This window comes from Hyphomonas sp., assembly GCF_017792385.1.
GTDB lineage: Bacteria > Pseudomonadota > Alphaproteobacteria > Caulobacterales > Hyphomonadaceae > Hyphomonas.
Genome location: NZ_CP051230.1, coordinates 363248 through 384495 on the forward strand (window position 1 = coordinate 363248; position 21248 = coordinate 384495).

A 21248-nucleotide genomic window follows, 5' to 3' on the forward strand; every position below is an offset into this window, starting at 1 on the left:
TTCGTCTCCGGTATTCGCCATGTCTAGAACAGATCGGGGTTGTCGGCGATCAGGTCCTCGACTTCCTTGTCGAGGATCACGCGGACTTCCTGGGTGATGTTGACGTTCAGGTCGATCTTGATCGGCTTGTCGGACGGTTCGATGCGGACCGTCGGCGTGCAGGCGACGAGCGCCGCAACGCCTGCGCCGGCCAGCAGGACTTTTGCATAATTCATCAGGATTCGCTCCTCAGGGTTCGGGGGGACCATGACACAGACCACCTTAACGTCAATGAAGTTGGCCGTTGTCCCCTATTCAGTTTCCTCCAGCCGCTTGGCTTTCACCTGCTCCACCACGGCGTCGGTCAGCCCCTTCTGACTGGTATAATACTGTGTGTTGCGCAGCAGTTCCGCCAACGCCGAATTGACGGTGATATCGAACAGGAAGGGCTGGCCGGTCACCAATTGGTCGCCCTTGCCATAGGAGATGCCCCGGCGGCTCTTGCCCTCCAGGATAAGCGAGATGGTCATGCGGTCTCGTACATTCCCATCCAGTCCCAGTTCCAGCACGGTGAAGTCGAAATCCTTCAGGGCCTCGAACGCCATGCGCACATTGTCATCCGCCGCGGCCGCAGAGTCGCCTGTTGATCCCGCATAGGATAGATGCCCGCCCTGCGCATCTGCCTTCAGGCGAGCGTCGCGCACCATGACCTGCGTGCCGTCGACATCGATGGGAAACCGGCCGGACACCGTGCCGGTGGCCTGTGTATTCGGCAGTTTGAGGATTTCCACCAGCCGCGCGAGTTCGATGCCCTCGGCGGTAACCTCCACCCGCTGGGTCTCAGCACCAAGCGTCCATGTGAAGGCTGGCAAGGCCAGTTCGCCACCGGCGAACGGGAAGGATGCACTGTCGACCCGGAACTCGGATCCGTCGACCAGATGGAATACCACCTGTCCGTTTTCCAGCGGTACGCCCGGATTGAGGCTGGCCACGGATATGACCTGGCCCGGCGCAGTGGTCAGGGACATCAGGTCGCTGAAGGTCACCGTGCCGTTGACGCCCTGAACCCGGCCAAGCCGTGTGGTCTGGAAGCCGAACTCCGACACCGAAACCTCGCCGGTCCCATCCAGGCTTCCTGAGGCGATGTCGAACCGGGCCGATGCCAGCAAATGGCCGCGCGCATCGGTGAACACGCCGCGCAACCTGTCAGACAGACGCCAGGGCTGCAGCCCCCCCGGCTGGAATTCCAGGTCACGGCTCTCGATCGCCGCCATCCCGTTCAGATTGCTCACATCCAGTTTCAGCAGCGTATCCGCCACGGTGATTCCGTTGGAGACAAGCCGCAACGGGCCCACCATTTCCAGCTGGCTTCCCTGAAGGGTCGCTGTCAGGTCTGCGGTCATGGGCTGGTAAAGGGGATCCTCCCGCAAGTCCCGGATCACCACCCCGTCGGCGCTGAGGCTGCCATCGATCCCGCTTTTCGGCAGCGTGGCGTCGAAGCGGAAGTCACTGGAGCTGACCCGGGCGGGGATCAGGGAACCGCTGAAGCGGGTGTCTCCCAGCCGGGCTGAAATGATCGGGGACGCATTCCGGCGGGTCGCCATCCCAAGCCGCAGCTGTGCGCCTTCAATGCCCAGCGTGCTGTCTTCCAGCTCGAGCGACAAGGTGATTGCATCCGCCACTGCGGACAGGCTGACCGTATCACCTCCGGCCCAGTCCATAACAGCATTGCGGAATGCAATGCTCCCGGTGCTGGAGGAAAACGCCACAGGCATGGTGAGGTCGCCAAGGCGCGCACTGCCGGACAGACCTGCCTTCCCGGGAGTCAGGAAATGCCGGGTCTCCGGACAGATCGGGGCACGGAAGGCCCCGAAGGACACACCGCCGAAACCGACCCCTTCACTGTCCAGGATGAGGCAGGACTGCCCCGGTGTGGACACCTGAAGGCCATCCTTCGCGGATGCCAGGATGAGATCGCCTGACACGGTCGAGTCCGACAGGTCCAGACCGGCAATATTGCCCGCAACGCCGAGACGTCCCGACGCGGTCAGGTCGATCCCGCCATCCTCGGTCCGCGCATAGTCGAGCGTCTCCAGGTTTGCCGAAAACACCCGTCCCCCCGCAGCCCAGGGCGCGAGAGAGATGTCATTGGCCTTCAGATGCGACAGGCCAGCCTGCCCCATGGACAGATCGAGCGTGGCTGCCATGGCCGGCAGACCGCCGCCGCGCGCCGACACAGCGCCCCGAATGGACCGCTCCGCCTCCGCCCAGACCAGCCAGTGCCCGGATGGTGGCGGTGCAATATCGACCACCAGGGCCGACGCGGCATTCAGCTCCACCGGACCGGCCGACAGGATCGACCATTGGCCCGCCTCCTGCGTAACCGTCAGCGGCAGCTCCGCGTTGAATTTGACCAGCGCGCGGCGCAACGCAGCGGCGAGGCTGGCCTCATGAGCTGCGAACAGGTCCGGCAGGCTGAGTCGCGCCACCAGATCATCCAGCGTGGCGGCGCCGAGCCCTGCTTCGGCGGCTCGCAGTCGGCCCTCCACCTTCAGGCCGGCAGCAGGTGTCCTTGACAGGGTGGCCGACAAATCGACCGTGCTGGCGCGCCCCTGTGCGATCTGCACTTCTGCAGCCGACAGCAGCACCGGCCCGACCACGTCTCCGGACGCTCCGTCCAGGTGCACTTCGAAATCCACGTCCCGCGCGGCAATCGAACTGCCCGACAATTTGGATACGCGTGCTTCGGCCGACGCCTGACGAATGGCATCCAGGACGGCATTTGCGTCGGCGGACGGCAACCGGTCCAGAACGGCACGCCCGGCTCCGCTGGCCTGCGACAGCGCATAGCCGCCCCACGCCCCTTCAGACAGGTCGGCATCCCAAACGATCTGGGTGTCGCCCTCCCCTGAAAGCGGTGCCTCCAGCAACAGGGTCAGCTGAACATCCCGTGCGCGAGCGCCGCGCACATCCGCTTCCGACAGATCAAGAAAGGCCTCCCCCTCCAACTGCCCGTCACGGCTGACGAGTTCCACTCGTCCTTCGGACCAGATCAGTGTGCCTTCCGGTCCGGACAGCGAAACCGGGTCGAGCACCAGCTGCAGCTCGCCGGACCGGGGAAACTCTCCCTCAAGGTCGATGGACGCGCCAATCTCCCCCGCGCTTGTGACAAGGATCACGCGTCCGTCCGCAATCTTCACTGGCGGCAGCGCCCCGCCACCGCCTTCGCCGGACCCGCCAACGGATTCAAGGCCGTGAAAGCGAATGCCGCGCTCGTCCAGCGTGCCCCGCAATTCCGGTCCGGTAACCGTCACGCCTGACAGCGATGGCGTCCAGCCTTTCCATGCCAGATCGGCCACCACCTCGTCTGCGGAAAACGGCGTTGCCTCGCCGGCCATGACGCGCACCCCGGAAATCACTGCGCCGCCGGGGCCCAGCCGCTCGAAATTCGCCTCACAGACGAGGGCGTTGTCATGGCACCACTGTGCCAACGCCTGGCGGGCAATGTATTTCCGGCCCAGCCAGCCCAACGCCGCAAACAGAAGCAACAGGACCAGCAGGGCTAACACCAGCCATCGCCCCCAATTCAGGCGGCGTTTGCCCGGTTTCGAGCCTTCGACCTCTAAATCTTTGTAATGTGGCGTATTCACTGATGCTTCCGGCTTGCTTCTTGCTTTGGATGGCTACTAGGATTTGTAGAGAAGCAAGAAGGCCAAAATGAGCAAAATGTCGTTTCTTAACGTCTAAACGGCATAAAAGGTCCTTCTGACATTCACAGTCCTGAGAGACAAAGGTGCTGGGTGGCACTGGGAGTGAGGGAGAACACGGCATGAGTCATGACGTGAAGACAGTCGAAACGGGCGCCGCCGAATCTCACCGATCGGTGTCGCATGGAGTGAAGAGTCTGGTCGTTCTGGGCCTGCTCGGATCTGCTTCCGCAATTCTGGGTCTCGTAACTGTCGGCCCGTCAAGCGAGTCCGGCGGCATGGGCGCAGCGCATGCCTCCCCGGCCCCGCCGCCGCTGGCCGCAACGCTGGTCTCGGCGACCGAATTTGAACCCGGCCTGGCCGCGCCTGAACGGATCAGCGACACGCTGAAACGCCGGGAAACCCTCACGGAACTCGTCACACGACTTGGCGCAGAGCCTGCCGACGCCGCGGCCGCACTGCACACGATATACGAAAAGGAATATCTGGACCCGCGTCGGCTGCGTCCGGGCGTCAAGGCAGAGGCCTTCATTACTGAAGGCCAGCTGACCGCCCTGAACATCAGCGCCGATGCAGAGCGCAACCTGTTCATCACGCGCTCCGCCGAAGGTGGCTGGACCGCCAGCGAATTGAAGGCCCGGCTCAGCCCGACCTATCATCGCGTCGCCGCGCCGATCGAGACGTCGATCTATGATGCCGCCCGCAAGCTGGGCGCCGGCGATCAGCAGGTCGTCGACTTTGCCAGCGCCTTTGCCTATGACGTCGATTTCCAACGCGAAATCCACCCCGGGGATTCCTTCGAAATGGTCTATGAGACCATGGTCGACGAGCGCGGCACGCCCGTGAAGAATGGCGAACTTGTCTTCGCCAAACTGAACGGAAAGGCCCTGACCCGCGGCTTTTACCGGTTCACGCCCAGCGATGACGGCGTTGCCGACTATTTTGACGAAAAAGGCGAAAGCGCCACAAAATTCCTGATGAAGACGCCAATCAATGGGGCCCGGCTTTCCTCGTCTTTCGGGAACCGCCGCCATCCCATTTCGGGCTATACGCGCCTGCACAAGGGCACCGATTTCGCAGCGCCCACCGGCACGCCGATCTATGCGGCAGGCAACGGTACGATCGAGCGCGCCAGCCGCTATGGCGGCTATGGCCACTATGTCCGCATCAAGCATGCCAATGACTACAAGACGGCCTATGCCCACATGTCCCGCTACGGCCCGGGCGTGCGCGCCGGCAAGCGCGTCCGCCAAGGCGATGTGATCGGCTATGTCGGCTCGACGGGCGCCTCGACCGGACCCCACCTCCATTATGAGGTCTATATCAAGGGCAAGCCGGTGAATGCGATGACGCTGAAACTGCCCACGGGGCGCAAGCTGGCCGAGACCCCCGACATGCTGGCCGAATTCGAGATCCGCAAGGCCGAGATCGACGCCATCCGTACCCAGCAGGGTGCGCAGCTGGTCGCCGCTACGCCACTCTCGAACCCGCCATCACCATAACATCAGGACGCCTCTGAACGGGCATCAGTCCGCCGGGTGGTGCGCCTTGAGGAAGGCCAGCGTCTGTTTGAGCACGTCTGACCGCGCATAGGTCGACTGCAGGAAATGGTCTTCGCCATCCAGTTCGACAAAGGTGAAGTTCGGGCGATTTCCTGCGGCCTCACGCATTCGCGTGAATTGCTGGAATGGCACGCGTGTATCTTCCCGGCCATGCATCAACAGGACCGGCGCAGTCATTGCCGCAACCTGGCGGACCGGCATGATGGCCACACGGCTGGCCTCGTCCGAGAACCGGCCTGCCCCCAGCAGCGCCTCATAGTCATTATACGTATCGCTGTCTGGTGTGAATTCTGCAAGGCGCAGGATCGGATCAGTTACACCATTGACAGAGATCGCACATTTCACTTGCGCCGCATCGCGGGCCGCCACCATCAGCGCGGAATATCCGCCATAGCTGCCCCCGGCAATGCAATAGCCGTCCGGCCTGGCAATGCCCTGCGCGACGGCCCAGGCGGCTCCGTCGATCACGTCATCGACCATCTTGCCGCCATACTCGCCATAGCCGGCAAAATGATGCGCCGACGTCGATCCCGTCGAGCCACGGAAATTGGGCCGCAGCACGGCGTAACCGGCTTCAGCATAGGCCCCAGACCACCAGTCAAACGCCGCCGTATCATGCGCGGCGGGGCCACCATGCGGCAAAACGATCAGAGGGAACGGGCCATCATCCAGCGTCTTGCCGGGCGGCAGCGTCACAAAGCCAGGAATGGTCAGCCCGTCGCGCGCTTCATACGAAATTGAAATGACATTGCCGACCGGTCGATTGACGAGATGGGACCCGGCGCTGCCAATGCTGCCCATCGTGCCGGCAGCGGCATCATAGACAAAGTAATCTGCGGGCCGCCCCGGTTCCGCCAGGGCGATGGCAATCTTGTTCCGGTCTGCGGTCCAGGATGAAATGGTCAGATGCTTGCCCGGCATGGCAGCTTCAATCGCTTCCTTCGCCTGTCCGAGTTCGGGAATGAGGAAAACCTGCTCGTCCCATTCCCCGCCATACTCCACACCGACCAGCGTGCCCGTATAGGGATCGATGATGGTGGCCGCAGCCCCTGCGCGCTTGTCCCCAATCATCACCGGTGAAATGGCACCATCCCGGAGGGACATGTAGTTGAGGCCGCGATTCTCGCCGCGTTCGATCCAGACGATCAGGTCTCCGACACTTTCTTCCAGCGCGATCAGGCTGAGATTCCGGACGTCGACATCGCTTTCGGAATGAATTTCCGTACGCCCCCGATAGACCGTGGAGGTGCCCAGATTGGTATCGCGCCGGTGCCGCGCGACTTCCCGTCCCGCCTGATCGAAAACAACTTGAGCTGTATGTTTGGGAAACGTCTCGACCTTGCGGGACTTGCCGGTTTTCAAATTGACCGCGAAGGTACGCGGCAGCCAGCCTCCGGTAGCCTGGGTCGGCATGATGGTGCCGGACGTCGCGCCGCCATCATAGACCCAGCCAAGGGTCAGTACCTTTTCGGGATCCTGCGTCAGAAGCGAAACCACGTCCGATGTATCCACCATGCCGCGCATGTCATTCATCAGCATGGTCGACTTGCCGGACTTCACATCATAGGAGACCGCGCGCCAGACTTCGAATTCCCGCATGCCGCTTTGCGTCTGCAGACGCTCGAACACCCCGAAGCGGAAGATCAGCCGTTCATCACTCGTCCAGAAAAAATCCTTCAGACGATAGGTGGAATCCAGCCCGAGCAAGGCGGACTCGGTGGCGCCGGTCAGATCAAACACGCAGAGGGACGGCAAACCATTCGGGGCGCATTCGATGGCCAGACGCGTGCCGGTGGGCGACAGCTGAGGCGAGGCAATCCCGTCTGCGCGGCCATAGAGTTCCGCGATGGCGTTGGGGTCTGCCGACGCTGAATTCAGCCAAGCCGAAAGTGTGACCGCGATTGCAGCCAAGGTCCGGAAAATGAAATGCAAGATGGCCTCCCTGTTACCAGCGAGGCCACCATGAATTGCCGGAGCGATCAACCCCTAGTTCAGGGCTGCGGCCCCTTTGGCAAACCCGTTCGGTACGCCATTGATCGACAATTGGTCATCCTCGACGCCGATCTCGATGGTCTCGCCATCATGGATGCGCCCTTCCAGCAGGAGACGGGCCAGCGGGTCCTGAAGTTCCTTCTGGATCACCCGTTTCAGGGGACGTGCCCCATAGACGGGGTCATAGCCGCGCGCGGCCAGCCAGTTGCGGGCATCGAGGCTCAATTGCAGCGTCATCTTGCGATCCTTCAGCAGGCCCTCAAGGCGCTCCATCTGGATGTCCACAATATGGTCGATCTCGCCGCGGCCCAACCGCTTGAAGAAGACAATCTCGTCGATCCGGTTGATGAATTCCGGGCGGAAATGCATCCGGATGGCGCCCATCACGGCTTCCTTGGCCGCCTCCGACACATCGCCTTCCTCGCCGCTCGCCAGCGCGTCCGCGCCGAGGTTCGACGTCATGATGATGATCGTGTTCTTGAAATCGACCGTCCGGCCCTGCCCGTCAGTCAGCCGACCATCATCCAGAACCTGCAACAAGGTGTTGAACAGGTCCGGGTGGGCCTTCTCGACCTCATCGAACAGGATGACCTGATAGGGGCGGCGACGTACGGATTCCGTCAGCACACCGCCTTCATCATAGCCGACATAGCCCGGAGGCGCACCGATCAGGCGGGCCACCGAATGCTTTTCGGAGAATTCGGACATGTCGAGCCGCAGGATCGCCGTGTCGTCATCAAACATGAACTCGGCCAGCGCCTTGGTCAGTTCGGTCTTGCCGACGCCGGTGGGGCCGACGAACAGGAAGGACCCGATCGGACGGTTCGGATCCTGCAAGCCGGCGCGTGCACGGCGGACGGCGTTGGACACCGCCTCCAGCGCCGCATCCTGGCCGACGACCCGTTTGCGCAGCTCCTCTTCCATCTTCAGCAGCTTCTCGCGCTCGCCTTCCATCATCTTGTCGACCGGGATTCCGGTCCATTTGGAGACAACCGCCGCGATATGCTCGGGACGGACGACTTCTGAAACAAGGCCACCTTCGCCCTGATCCTCTTCGCTGCCTTCAACTTCCGCAATCTGCTTTTCAAGCTGGGGAATGGTCGAGAATTTCAGCTCCGATGCCCGGCCAAGGTCACCCTGGCGCTGCGCTTCGGCCATGTCGGCGTAGGCCCGGTCGAGCTGCTCCTTGGCAGAGGCTGCGCCTTTCAGCTTATTCTTCTCGGCAGACCAGGCCGTGGTCAGTTCATCGGATTTCGTCTGCAGGTCCGCGATCTCGCCCTCCAGCGTCTGGAGACGGTCTTTTGACGCGGCATCCTTTTCCTTCTTGAGCGCTTCGGCCTCGATCTTCAGCTGCAACAGGCGCCGGTCGATCTCGTCCAGCTCCTCCGGCTTCGAGTCCACCTGCATGCGCAGGCGCGAGGCAGCCTCGTCCATCAGGTCGATGGCCTTGTCCGGCAGGAAACGGTCGGTGATGTAGCGGTTCGACAGGCTGGCTGCCGAAACGATGGCCGCATCCGACACGCGAACGCCGTGATGGGCCTCGTAGCGGCCCTTCAGTCCCCGGAGGATGGAGATCGTATCTTCAACGGTCGGCTCATTGACATAGACCGCCATGAACCGGCGCGCGAGGGCGGCGTCGCCTTCGACATATTTGCGGTATTCATCCAGCGTGGTGGCACCGATACAGTGCAGCTCGCCGCGCGCCAGGGCGGGCTTCAACAGGTTGGAAGCATCCATCGCACCATCGGACTTGCCGGCTCCGACCAGCGTGTGCATCTCGTCAATGAACAGCACGACACCGCCCTCCGCCTGCTGAACTTCATTCAGCACGGCTTTCAGGCGTTCCTCGAATTCACCGCGAAACTTCGCACCGGCAATCAGCGCGCCCATATCGAGCGCCAGCAGGCGCTTGCCCTTCAGGCTCTCCGGCACGTCTCCATTCACGATGCGCAGCGCAAGGCCTTCCGCGATCGCCGTCTTGCCGACGCCGGGCTCACCAATAAGCACGGGATTGTTCTTGGACCGACGGGACAGAACCTGTATCGCGCGGCGAATTTCCTCGTCACGCCCGATCACCGGGTCCAGCTTGCCTTCGCGCGCATCCTTCGTCAGGTCCCGCGCATATTTCTTGAGGGCTTCATACCCTTCTTCCGCGTTCTCGCTGTCCGCCGTGCGGCCCTGGCGCAATTGCGCAATCGCCCCGTCAAGCGCCGACGGCGTTACCCCGGCATTCGACAGCACTTCAGAGGCCGGATCATTCTTCAGGCGAGACAGGGCAAGCAGCAACCGCTCCACTGTCACGAAACTGTCCCCGGCCTGCTTGGCCTCGGCTTCGGCGGATTGGAACAATTGGGCCCCGGCCTGCTCGAGCCGCAATCCGGCATTCGAGCCCTGGACCTTGGGCTGCTTGGCCAATACGGCATCGACGCCCTGTGCGACAAGTTCCGGCCGGCCTCCGCTTGCGCGGATCAGGTTCACGGCCAGCTGGTCGCGATCTTCCAGCATGGTTTTCAGAATGTGTGCTGGCGTCAGAACCTGATGCCCATTGGCCAGAGCGGCTGTCTGTGCACCCTGGATAATGGCCCGGGCGCGTTCAGTATATTGCTCAATATTCATCTATATCCCCTTTGAAAGGCAGATCATTGAAGTCGGTGGATGATGGCCCCGCTCAGCGGCAGCCGGTATCCGGTTCTTCCCTGATGTGGGTAGTCCCCCCTCCTCATGCAAGCGCTGGAATTGCGCCCCGCGCCGCCCATGAAAAAGCCCGCCTGCACGGGAAGCAGACGGGCGTTTCAGGTCCGGTATCCGGTAAGGGTCAGTCCGTGGCTTCCGCAGGAGCCTCTTCGGACTGGGCGCCGTCATCATCCTTCGGCGATGATTTGCGGCGTCCGCGTGACACCGTTTTCAGAACTCCATCGGTCTCGGTGTCGGAATCATCCGCTTTTTCGCGCTTGGCATAGGGCTTCCGGCGGCTGCGGGATTTCGGCTTGTCGGCCTTCTCGGCATCTTCATCGGAGGCTGACGTCTCGCTACGACCGTCATCGCTGTCGGATTTGGTGTCCTTCGAGCCCGTGTCTTCCGGCGACTCGTTATTGTTCCGGCTGCCGGAGCGGGATTCGACTTCCGCTTCCTGACGGGTGCCGGACTCCTTGTCCTGTGAGTCGCTGTCGTCGCGATCATCGCGCCGATTGTCGCGATTCTGCTGGCGCTGCTGCTGGGCGCGCTCTTTCGCTTCCTGCTGTTTTGCAACAATGCGCTGATAGTGTTCTGCGAACTGGTAATAGGCTTCCGACAGGATGCGATCGCCACTGGTCTGCGCATCGCGGGCATACTGCAGGTACTTGTCCAGCACCTGTTGGGCAGAGCCACGGATTTTCACATCCGGACCGACGCTTTCATAGTGACGGTTCGGATTGTTGTGGCTGTTCTGATTGTTACCGCCTGAGCGACGATTGCGCCCGCGTGAGCGTTTCATGAAGTTCATCCCGTATCATGCGCCTGCGCAGTTTGCAGGCAGTTCCCAGCGCAATTGGCCTTCTGGATTAAAGTGGCCCCAGCCCTTGATTTGCGCGAGTTCTCGTGAGGGGGACATGCAATGACACCAAGTGTTGTCGCCGTCTCACAGGAATCTTCTAGCGTGACTTTGTGATTCCGCCAAGAAGAAATGTAAGTATTACACAACCGGGCGTTTTGCGATGATGGCGCGATCATTTCCGCCCAGATCCCGGAACAGCGATACCGACTGAAATCCCGCCGCGTCCAACAGGGCAATGACGGCCTCGGCCTGATCATGACCGATTTCGAAGACCAGCCACGCGCCCGGTTTCATGGCCGCTGCCCCGATGCGGACAATCTCCCGATAGGCCACCAGGCCATCCGGGCCGCCATCCAGCGCCGCAGCGGGATCATGATCCCGGACTTCCGGCATCAGGCCCGCCAGATCGCCGCTTGGAATATAGGGGGGATTGGAAATGATCAGGTCCACATCCGACCAGCCCTGCCAGTCAGACCACCGGCCTTCATGCACGTCCGCCCGTGCGGACAGACCCAGACGGAGCAGGTTTTCCCGCGCCAGGCTTGCGGCCTCCGCGCTCGCTTCAACGCCAGTTCCCGACGCCAGCGGACGATTGGCAAGAATGGCAGCCAGCAGGCACCCACTGCCTGCGCCGAGATCCGCGATCCGCGCAGGTTCGTTGGGCGCCAGCTGCCCCAGGGCAGCCTCGACAACGATCTCGCTGTCCGGACGCGGTATCAGGGCCCGCGCATCGGTCAGGAACTCGAGTCCGTAGAATTCAGTCGTGCCGAGAATGTGCTGAATCGGCTCCCTGCCTGCCCGGCGGGAAACCCGGTTGCGGAACGCCCCCACGGCCTCTTCCGGCACATTGTCCTGACCGCGACTGATAAGCTCCGAGGACTGATGTCCTGTCACATGCGCCAGCAGCCAGCGGCTTTCAAGCCGGGCATTCACGATGCCGGCCTCCTCGAGGGCCGCGGCCCCTTCAGCCATCAACTGGTCAAACGTCATGTCCGGCAGATCAGTTTGCCTCCATCGCGGCCAGCTTGCGCGCGCGGTCTTCCGTGATCAGCGCTTCGATCACATCGTTCAGCTTGTCGCCGGTGATGATCTTGTCCAGCGAATACAGCGTCAGGCCGATCCTGTGATCCGTCACGCGGTTCTCCGGATAGTTGTAGGTGCGGACCTTCTGGCTTCGGTCACCAGACCCGATCTGGCTGGCACGGGCCTCGGCCCGCTCGGCATCGCGTTCAGAGCGTTCTTTCTCGTACAGGCGGATTTTCAGCTGTTCCATCGCATTTTCGCGGTTCACATGCTGGGATTTTTCCGAACTTGTCACGACGATGCCAGTGGCCAAATGCGTGATCCGCACGGCCGAGTCTGTCGTATTGACGTGCTGCCCGCCTGCGCCGGACGACCGCATCGTATCGATACGGATGTCTTCCGGCTTGACATCGATTTCAACATTCTCCGGTGCCGGCAGCACGGCCACCGTCGCGGCTGATGTATGAATACGGCCCTGCGTTTCCGTTGCCGGCACACGCTGCACGCGGTGCACGCCGCTTTCCCACTTCATGTGGCCGAACACGCCGTCGCCGGACACGTTCGCCACGATTTCCTTGTAGCCGCCGGCGTCTCCCATGGAGGCATCAACGATCTCGACCTTCCAGCCCATGGTCTGCGCGTAACGCGAATACATGCGGAACAAATCCCCGGCGAACAGGGCCGCCTCGTCCCCGCCGGTACCAGCGCGCACCTCCAGGACGATATCGGCGGCATCATCTACATCCTTGGGCAGCAGCAGCACCTGCATTTCCTGCTCCAGGTCCGGCAGCCGTTCCTTGATCTCCTCGATTTCCATCTCGGCCAGTTCGGCCATTTCGGAATCGCCGGATGACAGCAGCGCCTGCGCCTCTTCCAGCCCCTTGCGCGCCGCCATCACTTCCCGCGCCTTGTCGACGACGGGTTTCAGTTCGGAATGCTCCTTGGACAGGGCGATGATCTCGTCGGTCTCGGTCGTCGCGCCCATCCGGGCCTCGACCTCCTCGAAACGTTCAACAACCTGCTGGAGCCGGGAAAGGGAAAGAGTAGCCATGCCCGCCCTTTAGAGCGGTTTTGCGCGCCTGATAAGTCCCTCTCCGCTGTCCGGAACGCCTCAGGTCAGGACGCGCAGCACTTCCTTGCCGGCCAGAATGATCAGGGTGATCGATGCCAGCGCGAAGACGGAGAAGCGGAAAACCACTTTCGGCGACAGGATCTGGACGAAGGAATGCACAACGCGCAGGCCGACATAGATCCAGGCCAGCAGCGTCGCGAAATGGTCTCCGCCGCCTGTCAGTGCCGCGAAGAACATCAACGCATAGAAGACCGTCGGTTGTTCATGCAGGTGATTGTAATTGTCCGCCACCGACCGGACATTGGCGGGCAACTTGTCTCCATAGGTGCCGGGATGCCGGGCATCATCCGGATTGATCTGCGCCCGCTGCATTGCGGGAATGCGCGTCGCATACATCCACAGCCAGAGGATCAGCGTCCAGACGACAAGCGCCAGGACGGGATAGAGAAATTCCACATTGATTGGCATGTTTGGCCTCCCACAGCTTTTTGTTTTCGGCGGACCTTATGCCCTATTCTGCTGCGTGAACAGCACTTTGCTTTGGCAAGGGCGTGTCAAACTGGGCCGTGACAAAGGCGATGAAGGTGTCGATATCCTCCGACACGACGCTGTGCCCGCCGGGACGCAGCCACCAGGCAATTCCGGCCTGTGGATCAAAATCCTGCCCCATGCCGCCTGGCGGCAGGCCCGATGCGCCTGCGGCGACATAAACGCGCGAGGCTTCAAGGGCGGCCCGGTAGGACGAGTTCGGATCAGACCACACATCCCGGCGGCCATTTCCCAGCAACACGGGTGTCGGCGCCAGCAGGCCCAGCAATTGGTGCTGGTCGACCGGAAGCGCATCAAGCCGGTCAAACCAGTCTTGAGCTTCAGGGGCCAACCAGTGGGGATAGGAGGTCCCCATCCGCTTCAGGCCTTCCCCGGTCTGCGAGCGGGACAGGGATGCCCCGGCGAACCCCGCCTGATGCGCAATCACGCCATCCACCCTGCGATCCCACACGCCGGCCAGTAAGGCGGCCTTTCCGAACCGGGAATGGCCCAGCAACACCATGGCATCGGGATTCACCTGCGGGCGGGCCTCCAGCGCCTGCATTGCAGCGGAATAGGCATAGGCCCATGCCATCAGCGTGCTCGTCGGCGCCACCGGACCTCCGAGGTTTTCCATCACGGCGGAAGCCTGCGCCCTCCGGTCCGGCACGAAATCGGACCCGTAGAAACTGGCATAGGCGATGCCGGAATCGAGAAACCGTTCGAGCGGGACCCGGGCAATATAGGTGCCGAAAATCTGCGTGGCGACAAAGCCGACCGTGCCTTCCATCTCGCTGCCCTCGCACGGCGTATCGTCGGTCGACGTGACCGGGAAACCGGGAAAGGCGGCACAATTGCTGGCGAAGGTCTGACTGATGATCACGGGAAATGGGCCGGCGCCGGAGGGCGTGGCCACAACCAGATGGAACAGGCTGGCCCCCTCGCCGGTACCAATCGTCACCGGAATCTCTTCCAGGCGCCCCTTGCCGCCAAACAGGTCCGCCTCGACCAGCCGCGCCTCGCCCCATCGGACCGGCAGGCCATCCGGCCACGGGCCGTAGAGCACCTGCTCGAATGTCTGCATCAGGCCGGCGCGATGGCCATCATCTTCCGCCATGGCGGCGACGTCGATTTCGGGCTCCGGCGCGGGCTTGTTCTGCGTCTCGAGGCTCGCATAGTTCAGACCCAGCATCGTGCAGCTGCTCATCACCAGCGCCATGACGAAAATGCCGATCAGCAATGGCAGGCGGGCCAGGAACCAGAAAATGGCGCGCGCGGTTTGGACCATGACGGCCTCCCTGTCTGACGGGCGCACCCTAGCGCCATTTTCACGCTCTGCCAGAGCCTCACGGAAAAGTGGTCACGCTGCGATCCCGGGGTCGAACCTGTCCCGATAGCGGCGCGACCCCGGCACCTCGTCTCCGGTGTCCAGCCGCAGGACCACATCGCCTTCGCCGGTCGGAGCGATCTCGCGCACATGCTGGAAGTTCACCACATGGGACCGATGGACCCGCCGGTGATGATCACCCGCCGCTTCCAGCAAGCGCACCAGTTCGGTGAGCGTCATCCGGGCGAGATAGGTGCGCCCCTGCGTGACGACTTCCACATAGTTTCCTGCGGCCCGCGCCCAGATCACGTCCGCCGCATCGACAAAATAGCTGCGCCCGCCCGATTTCAGTGTCAGCCGGTGCAGGTCCCGGGCATCCCGCCGCGCCCCCTGCGCTTCCAGGTCCCGCTGCTCCACCATCCGGTTGAGCCAGAACAGGGCTGCGATCAGCGTATAGGTCAGCACGTCCTTGCGGTATTCGTAGAGCCAGACCGACACATCGGCGAGGCCGAATTCATACGGAAAGCCGAAGATCAGCGGAGACAGCAACTTCCTCAGCGCCACCATGGCCAGGATATGCACCCCGGAGAACGCCACCGTCGCGGCAGCATGGATCAGCAGATTGACCCGCCATTGGCCGGCGGACAGCGGAAACCGGCTCAGCATGATAGTGATGAAGGGCGTCAGCGCCAGGATAATTCCGTGCGATGTGGCCTGGCTCAGCCAGGGCAGGTTCGGATACGGGTCTCCGGTCCGGGTCAGCAAGTGCTGATCAGACAGGGATTCGACAACGAACGAGGCAAACAGGAAGCAGGCGAAATAGAGCCAGGTCTTCCGGTCGGCCCGGCGGTCGGCTTCGAGTTCGGGATGGGCAGAACGAGTCTCCATGCCGCGTTTCCTGCCACAGGCCGGGCAGAAGCCGGAACAGAAATCTCCAGAATTTCATCCCTGATGGCCGCCATCCGTCCCGCACAGGCGCCACGTGTCCCCGCCAACCACCCGTCATCCCGGCCGCGCTGACCTTGCCGCCCCAATCCGGCATGCCTGTGATCACACCCACAGGAGTTCCCCATGCCCGCTGCCCCCGCCTTCCCGCGCCGTTACGATCTGGACTGGTTGCGGATCATCGCCTTCGGCCTGCTGATCCTCTATCATTCCGGCATGTTCTACGTGACGTGGGACTGGCATGTGAAAAGTGTCCATGCCGGTCCGGACGCCGAAGGGATGATGCTGTTGCTGAACCCGTGGCGCCTGTCGCTGCTCTTCTTCATTTCCGGAGTCGCCTTGCGCTTTGCCGCCGACAAGCTGGGCGGAGGGCGTCTTGCCCGGGAACGCACAGTACGCCTCGGCCTGCCCATCCTGTTCGGCATGGCAGTGATCGTTGCGCCGCAAAGCTGGCTTCAACTCGTGGAGTCCGGCGAATTCTCAGGCAGTTTCTGGGCTTTCTGGCCCCAATACATTGATTTCGGGTCCGATTTTTCCATCACGACCCCCACCTGGAACCATCTCTGGTACGTGGTGTACCTGCTGGTCTACACGCTGCTGATCGCGCCTTTTGCCGGACGGATTGCCCGCTTCATGCAGGGCGCAGGCGCGCGGGCCACCCGCATGCTTTTCAGTGGCAGGTGGGGCGTCGCAGCCATTCTGGTCCTGCCTGTTCTTCCACACATGCTGTTCCGTCTGACGCTGGACCCGCACTTCCCCACAACGCACGACCTGACGCATGACTGGGCCAATCATGCCCACAGCCTGACGATGCTGTTGCTGGGGTTTGTGCTGGCAAAGGATCCGCATTTCTGGGCCGCCATCCGCCGGGCCCTGCCTGCAGCCATCCTTTCGGCGATCCTCCTCGGCACCGGTCTGTCGATCCTCTGGGCACATTGGGAAGCCCTCAGCGTGTCCGGCGACTGGAACGGGATCATCTGGCCTGCCCGGATTGCACGCCTCACCTATGCTTGGGTTGCCATTGTCACCCTGCTGGCCCTGGCGCAGCGATTCCTCAACCGACCCAGCCGCGCGCTGACCTATCTGACCGAGGCCATCTTCCCCTGGTACATCCTGCACCAGACCCTCACCATCATGCTCGGCTTCTGGCTGACGCGCCAGAACCTGCCGGCGGGGGGTGAAGCAGTGCTCGTGATTGGCGGGACGTTCGCAGGCTGCGCCCTGCTCCACGAACTGGTCATCCGCCGCGTTGCCTGTCTCAGGCCCCTGTTCGGCCTGAAGCCCGCAGGCGCATCCCGGCTGCCTAGAAAGGTGAACGCGGCAGGGACAGTTTGAACACGATGCCCAGCGCCCGCAGCACGAAAGCAGAGCCCAGACCCAGCACGAAGGCGAGGAACTCATCTCCCGTCCACAGGCTGGTCAGGAAATAGACCAGCGATCCGAGCAATGCGGCTGTGGCGTAGATCTCGGATTTCAACAGCAAGAGCGGCTTCTCGTTCGCCACCACATCGCGAAGCAGGCCGCCGGCGCTGGCCGTCATCGTGCCCATGATCAGCACAACCGGCCAGCCATGCCCCAGCGCGGCCGCCTTGGCGGCGCCCGTCACGGCAAACAGCGCCATGCCGATCGCGTCTGCCCAGCGCAATGGCCGGAAATTCTCGAGCCAGCGATGAAAGAAAAAGGCCGCCAACCCACCGGCAATGGCAAACCCCAAAGTCTGTGTATCCTCCAGCCAGAAGACCGGTTGCGACAGGATCAGGTCGCGCAGCGTGCCGCCGCCAATTGCCGGCAGGAAAGCCATCACGATCACGCCGAACAAATCCATCTCCTTGCGAACGGCCACGATGCCGCCGGAAATGGCAAACACGAATACACCGATCCGGTCGGTGAACAGGAAAAGCAGGTCTGGACTCATGCGCGGATTAAGACCGCCGGCAGGATCAAATCAATCCCTGTGATGCCGGTGACGGTGGTGATCGTGATCGCCGGCGCGCGCTGTGTCATAAGCGCGGTTACGTTCCCAGCAGCCGCAATCGGTGTTCCAGGTGAACCCCTCACCCCGGCCATTCACCTTCAGGGAAGACGACGTCATCTCGCCCGTCTCGGTGTTGCCGAACATGTCGACATAGCCATCCCCGTTTGAGTCGCACTGATAGAAGGTGCCTGTGTTCACGCATTCATTATAGCCGACCCATTGCGAGCTGCCATAATGAGTGACCCCCGACGTATACGGAGAGGCGTTGCCATATCCCGCCGTTCCATAGGGGGCATATGACAAGTCATGGCTTGCCTGGGCGAGCCCTTGCGAAATGGCTTCCAGCTCTGCCGTCGTACAGCCCGCAGCACCGAGCATGGCTGCCAGTACGCTTATCTTCATTATCCCGCGCATGTCCTGTCGTCCCCATCGGCTGCGTATCTTCATGACTAGAGAAACGAAGATGAATACAAGTCAACGAACCAGGCCGGGTCAGAGCTTTTGATCATTTTGCGAGATCGTCTTGTGAATGGTTGCTTGGCTGGCCTATTGTTTGACGAGAGGGGGATAGGCTCATGAAATCACTCACCAAATTCGTGCTCGCCAGCATCGGTGTATTTCTGGCGCTGTCGCTTCCGGTGCACGCGCAAGGGACGTGCCCGAAAGGCCGCGAGCTTGTGAACACGCTGGTCAATTCGATCAACGCCATCCCGGGCGATCCCAACAAGACCAAGGCCTATGCAATCATATACTGGAAGCGCGCGACCTATCAGGTCTACGAGGACGTGAACCTTCTCGGGGTCCTCGATGGTTGCAGCTATCCGAAAGGAAATTGCGGTCTTCCGGATGACCTGTCCGGAACGCGCTTTCAGCAATTGGTGGACTATCAGGACGCCGTCTATGCCTTCCGAAAAGGCAAGACCAGTTCTGAGCCGCGTGTTCCGATGAGTGCGCCATTCCCTGATGACGGCATGCTTGACTGGGCTGAAGGGGTTCTGGGCTGCACCACATCCGAACCTGCACCCGCCGCGCCTCAGCAAGCGGCGCCAGACCCGAAATGGGTTGGCTATGACGCCGCACGTCAGGCAGGCGGCGATCAATTTTACCAGTGGTGGCGCAAAAATTTTGAAATGCGGCGAACCGCAGATGCATTCGAGCTTTGCCGCAAATTCGGATCTTCGAGCTATGAGTGCGGTCTGGTCGCTGAATGGACCTATCTGAATTCAGGGCGCAATCCCTATACGGGCGGCACCACCCAGACCTTCAATGGGACCTATTCAGATCAGGACCGCGGCTACAATGCGGGCTATGAGGGCACCGTGCCGAAGCCGACCTATACCCCGCCAACGTCAAACGAGCCACGATGTTATGATCAGGGCGACGGGACGGAAAAGTGCTTCTACGACTGAAGCCGGGGCCTATTCAGCGGCGACGGTCTCACCAGCCTCGCGCGCACGGCGCATGGCCTCCGCCTTCTGCTCCACCAGCCCGACAATATGCTCGACCATGTCGGCATTGGAGACATTGTGGTCCGGCCGGCCGGACACGAACATCTTGCCGCTCTCCTTGCCGCCCCCGGTAAAGCCCAGATCGGTCAGCGCGGCTTCGCCCGGGCCGTTCACGACACAGCCGATGATCGACAGGCTGATCGGTTCGGAAATATGCGCCAGACGCTGTTCAAGCAGTTCCACCGTCTTGATCACGTCAAATCCCTGGCGGGCGCAGCTGGGACAGGCGATGATGTTCACCCCGCGCGTACGCAGACCCAGCGATTTCAGCATTTCGAAACCGACCTTTACCTCCTCGACCGGATCGGCCGACAGCGACACGCGGATCGTGTCTCCGATGCCGGCCCAGAGCAGTGCGCCCATGCCGATAGAGGATTTCACCGTCCCGGTGCGCAGGCCGCCCGCTTCGGTGATGCCCAGATGCAGCGGCGCATCCGTGGCCTCGGCCAGTTGCTGATAGGCCGCAACGGTCAGGAACATGTCGGATGCCTTGACCGAAATCTTGTATTCGTGAAAGCCGAGATCATCGAGAATGCGGGCATGGTCCAGCGCGCTCTCGACCATGGCATCCGGGCACGGCTCGCCATATTTTTCCAGCAGGTGGCGCTCCAGAGACCCCCCATTCACCCCGATCCGGATGGAACAGCCATTCGCTCGCGCAGCCGCGACCACTTCCCTCACCCGGGCTTCAGACCCGATATTGCCGGGATTGATGCGCAGGCAGGCGGCGCCGGCATCAGCGGCCTCAATGCCCCGTTTGTAGTGGAAATGGATATCGGCCACGATCGGCACCGGGCTGGCCCGGCAGATTTCCGGCATCGCGGCGGTTGCCTCTTCGGTCGGGCAGGACACACGCACAATATCAGCCCCCGCTTCTGCCGCACGTTCGATCTGCGCGATCGTGGCGGCCGCATCCTCGGTCGGCGTGTTCGTCATGGTCTGCACGGCGATGGGTGCGTCTCCGCCCACAAGCACGTTGCCGACGCGGATCTGGCGCGATTTGCGGCGCTCGATGCTGCGCCAGGGACGGATTGGATTATGCGACATGGGCGCGGGGTCCTGTCCGGTGGGTGTCCAGCCTCACATGGCCGGTGTGGCCGGTCATGACAAGCCTATCGCGTCGCCTTGTTGCCGCCATTGGCAGCCATTGCCGGCGTCGCCGCATCGGCCGCACGGCCAATCTGGTCATCAATGCTGGCAGAAAAGACCGGCGCGCCTTCGGGGCCGAGCGGGCCTACCGTAATGTCGCCAACACGCCATTCGAACGCCCCGCCATCCCGCGCCGAAACGGTCCAGCCAGCCTGCAGCCGAGGAAAATAGCTCTCGCCAGCGGCCATGACGCGGCTGCGGAAAATCGTGCCATCGGCGCCGCGTACTTCCAGCCAGCCCTGTTTCACGGCCACCAGTTCCAGCGGCAAATTCTTCGGTACCGGACGGCTGGCCGCGTCGGCTTCCGCAAACAGGCTGTCGCGCGCGCCATTCACGGCCACAACGCCGGTCTGCGGCGCCAGTTCAACACTTGGCCGCACCATCTGCGAAACGCCGACAGCGCCAGCGCCCAGGGCGATCAGAACAGTGGCCGCGGCCAGCGCCAGCGGCCAGCGCGAACGCTCCGGCGCGATGTCGCCGATTTTCGGCACCGGCGCATCACTGTGCACTTCTTCGACAGCGCCGCACTCCTGACTATAGACGCGGATCACATCCTTCTCGGGAAGCTTCAGATATTTGGCATATGTGTTCAGGATGGCGGACAGATAGCCGCCACGCGGCAACTCGCCGACTTCCATGCGCTCGATCCACATGAGGTAGTCCTTGCGCATCAGCGTGTCACGGGACACGTCGGCGATCTCCAGCCCCAGCGTCTCGCGCACGCGGCGCAGGACCTGGCCCATGCGCAGGCTTTCGCCCTCATAGGCGCGGGTCCGGAAAATCTCCATGGCCCGTTCGCGCGGCGTCAGTTCGGCATCTGGCGATTGCACACCGGCGTCCGGCGCAGACATGTCCTGGATGTCGTCGCGGTCTTGCTCAGGTGTCAGGTCGTCGTGTGCCATATTCTTCCAGCTCATTGATACAGTGAGAGGGCTTTCCCCACTGC

General features: G+C 62.2%; 17 protein-coding genes. 3 read left to right on the forward strand and 14 right to left on the reverse strand.

Annotation, left to right across the window (positions count from 1 at the left end; genetic code table 11):
• Window positions 1–23: 23 nt before the first annotated feature.
• Entirely contained in the window at window positions 24–215 is a 192-nt protein-coding gene (locus tag HF955_RS01785; protein ID WP_027837334.1) for a YnbE family lipoprotein, read from the reverse strand.
• Between the two features lie 75 nt (window positions 216–290).
• Window positions 291–3629, reverse strand: coding sequence for a YdbH domain-containing protein (locus HF955_RS01790; protein WP_291077350.1), 3339 nt, complete (start codon window positions 3627–3629; stop codon window positions 291–293).
• Between the two features lie 179 nt (window positions 3630–3808).
• Here HF955_RS01790 and HF955_RS01795 point away from each other — a divergent pair, with 179 nt between their 5' ends.
• A complete protein-coding gene (locus HF955_RS01795; protein ID WP_027837332.1) occupies window positions 3809–5188 on the forward strand; it encodes a M23 family metallopeptidase in 1380 nt (459 codons plus the stop codon).
• 24 nt (window positions 5189–5212) lie between these two features.
• Here HF955_RS01795 and HF955_RS01800 read toward each other — a convergent pair whose 3' ends face one another.
• The 8 genes from HF955_RS01800 to HF955_RS01835 form a co-directional block, all read right to left on the reverse strand.
• Entirely contained in the window at window positions 5213–7180 is a 1968-nt protein-coding gene (locus HF955_RS01800) for an alpha/beta fold hydrolase (protein ID WP_291077353.1), read from the reverse strand.
• A gap of 54 nt (window positions 7181–7234) precedes the next feature.
• Window positions 7235–9856, reverse strand: coding sequence for an ATP-dependent chaperone ClpB (gene clpB / locus HF955_RS01805; RefSeq protein WP_291077355.1), 2622 nt, complete (start codon window positions 9854–9856; stop codon window positions 7235–7237).
• Window positions 9857–10055: 199 nt separating this feature from the next.
• Window positions 10056–10715 carry a DUF4167 domain-containing protein gene (locus HF955_RS01810; protein WP_291077357.1) on the reverse strand — a complete coding sequence of 220 codons (660 nt, stop codon included), beginning with the start codon at window positions 10713–10715 and terminating at the stop codon, window positions 10056–10058.
• 198 nt (window positions 10716–10913) lie between these two features.
• Entirely contained in the window at window positions 10914–11765 is an 852-nt protein-coding gene (prmC, locus tag HF955_RS01815) for a peptide chain release factor N(5)-glutamine methyltransferase (RefSeq protein ID WP_291077359.1), read from the reverse strand.
• A gap of 10 nt (window positions 11766–11775) precedes the next feature.
• Window positions 11776–12849, reverse strand: a complete 1074-nt coding sequence (gene prfA, locus HF955_RS01820) for a peptide chain release factor 1 (RefSeq protein WP_291077361.1) — start codon at window positions 12847–12849, stop codon at window positions 11776–11778.
• Between the two features lie 60 nt (window positions 12850–12909).
• Window positions 12910–13338 (reverse strand): MAPEG family protein, encoded by a 429-nt coding sequence (locus HF955_RS01825; protein WP_027837328.1) that lies wholly within the window; start codon window positions 13336–13338, stop codon window positions 12910–12912.
• Window positions 13339–13381: 43 nt separating this feature from the next.
• Window positions 13382–14686 (reverse strand): hypothetical protein, encoded by a 1305-nt coding sequence (locus HF955_RS01830; protein WP_291077363.1) that lies wholly within the window; start codon window positions 14684–14686, stop codon window positions 13382–13384.
• A gap of 72 nt (window positions 14687–14758) precedes the next feature.
• Window positions 14759–15613: a LytTR family DNA-binding domain-containing protein gene (locus HF955_RS01835; RefSeq protein ID WP_291077365.1), complete on the reverse strand. Its 855-nt coding sequence runs from the start codon at window positions 15611–15613 to the stop codon at window positions 14759–14761.
• Between the two features lie 183 nt (window positions 15614–15796).
• Between HF955_RS01835 and HF955_RS01840 the strand changes: the two genes are divergently transcribed.
• On the forward strand, window positions 15797–17005 hold the full coding sequence (locus HF955_RS01840) for an acyltransferase family protein (RefSeq protein ID WP_291077367.1): 1209 nt from the start codon (window positions 15797–15799) through the stop codon (window positions 17003–17005).
• Here HF955_RS01840 and HF955_RS01845 read toward each other — a convergent pair.
• Window positions 16974–17585, reverse strand: a complete 612-nt coding sequence (locus tag HF955_RS01845) for a trimeric intracellular cation channel family protein (protein ID WP_291077368.1) — start codon at window positions 17583–17585, stop codon at window positions 16974–16976. The genes HF955_RS01840 and HF955_RS01845 overlap by 32 nt on opposite strands.
• A 30-nt stretch (window positions 17586–17615) precedes the next feature.
• Window positions 17616–18047 carry a hypothetical protein gene (locus HF955_RS01850; RefSeq protein WP_291077370.1) on the reverse strand — a complete coding sequence of 144 codons (432 nt, stop codon included), beginning with the start codon at window positions 18045–18047 and terminating at the stop codon, window positions 17616–17618.
• Between the two features lie 173 nt (window positions 18048–18220).
• On the opposite strand from HF955_RS01850, the gene HF955_RS01855 reads away from it, so the two are divergent.
• Complete coding sequence (locus HF955_RS01855; RefSeq protein ID WP_291077372.1) at window positions 18221–19054, forward strand: hypothetical protein; 834 nt, start codon at window positions 18221–18223, stop codon at window positions 19052–19054.
• 9 nt (window positions 19055–19063) lie between these two features.
• Here HF955_RS01855 and ispG read toward each other — a convergent pair whose 3' ends face one another.
• Both ispG and HF955_RS01865 read right to left on the reverse strand, forming a co-directional pair.
• Complete coding sequence (gene ispG / locus HF955_RS01860; protein WP_291077374.1) at window positions 19064–20200, reverse strand: flavodoxin-dependent (E)-4-hydroxy-3-methylbut-2-enyl-diphosphate synthase; 1137 nt, start codon at window positions 20198–20200, stop codon at window positions 19064–19066.
• 65 nt (window positions 20201–20265) lie between these two features.
• Window positions 20266–21204, reverse strand: a complete 939-nt coding sequence (locus tag HF955_RS01865) for a helix-turn-helix domain-containing protein (protein ID WP_291077375.1) — start codon at window positions 21202–21204, stop codon at window positions 20266–20268.
• Between the last annotated feature and the right edge of the window lie 44 nt (window positions 21205–21248).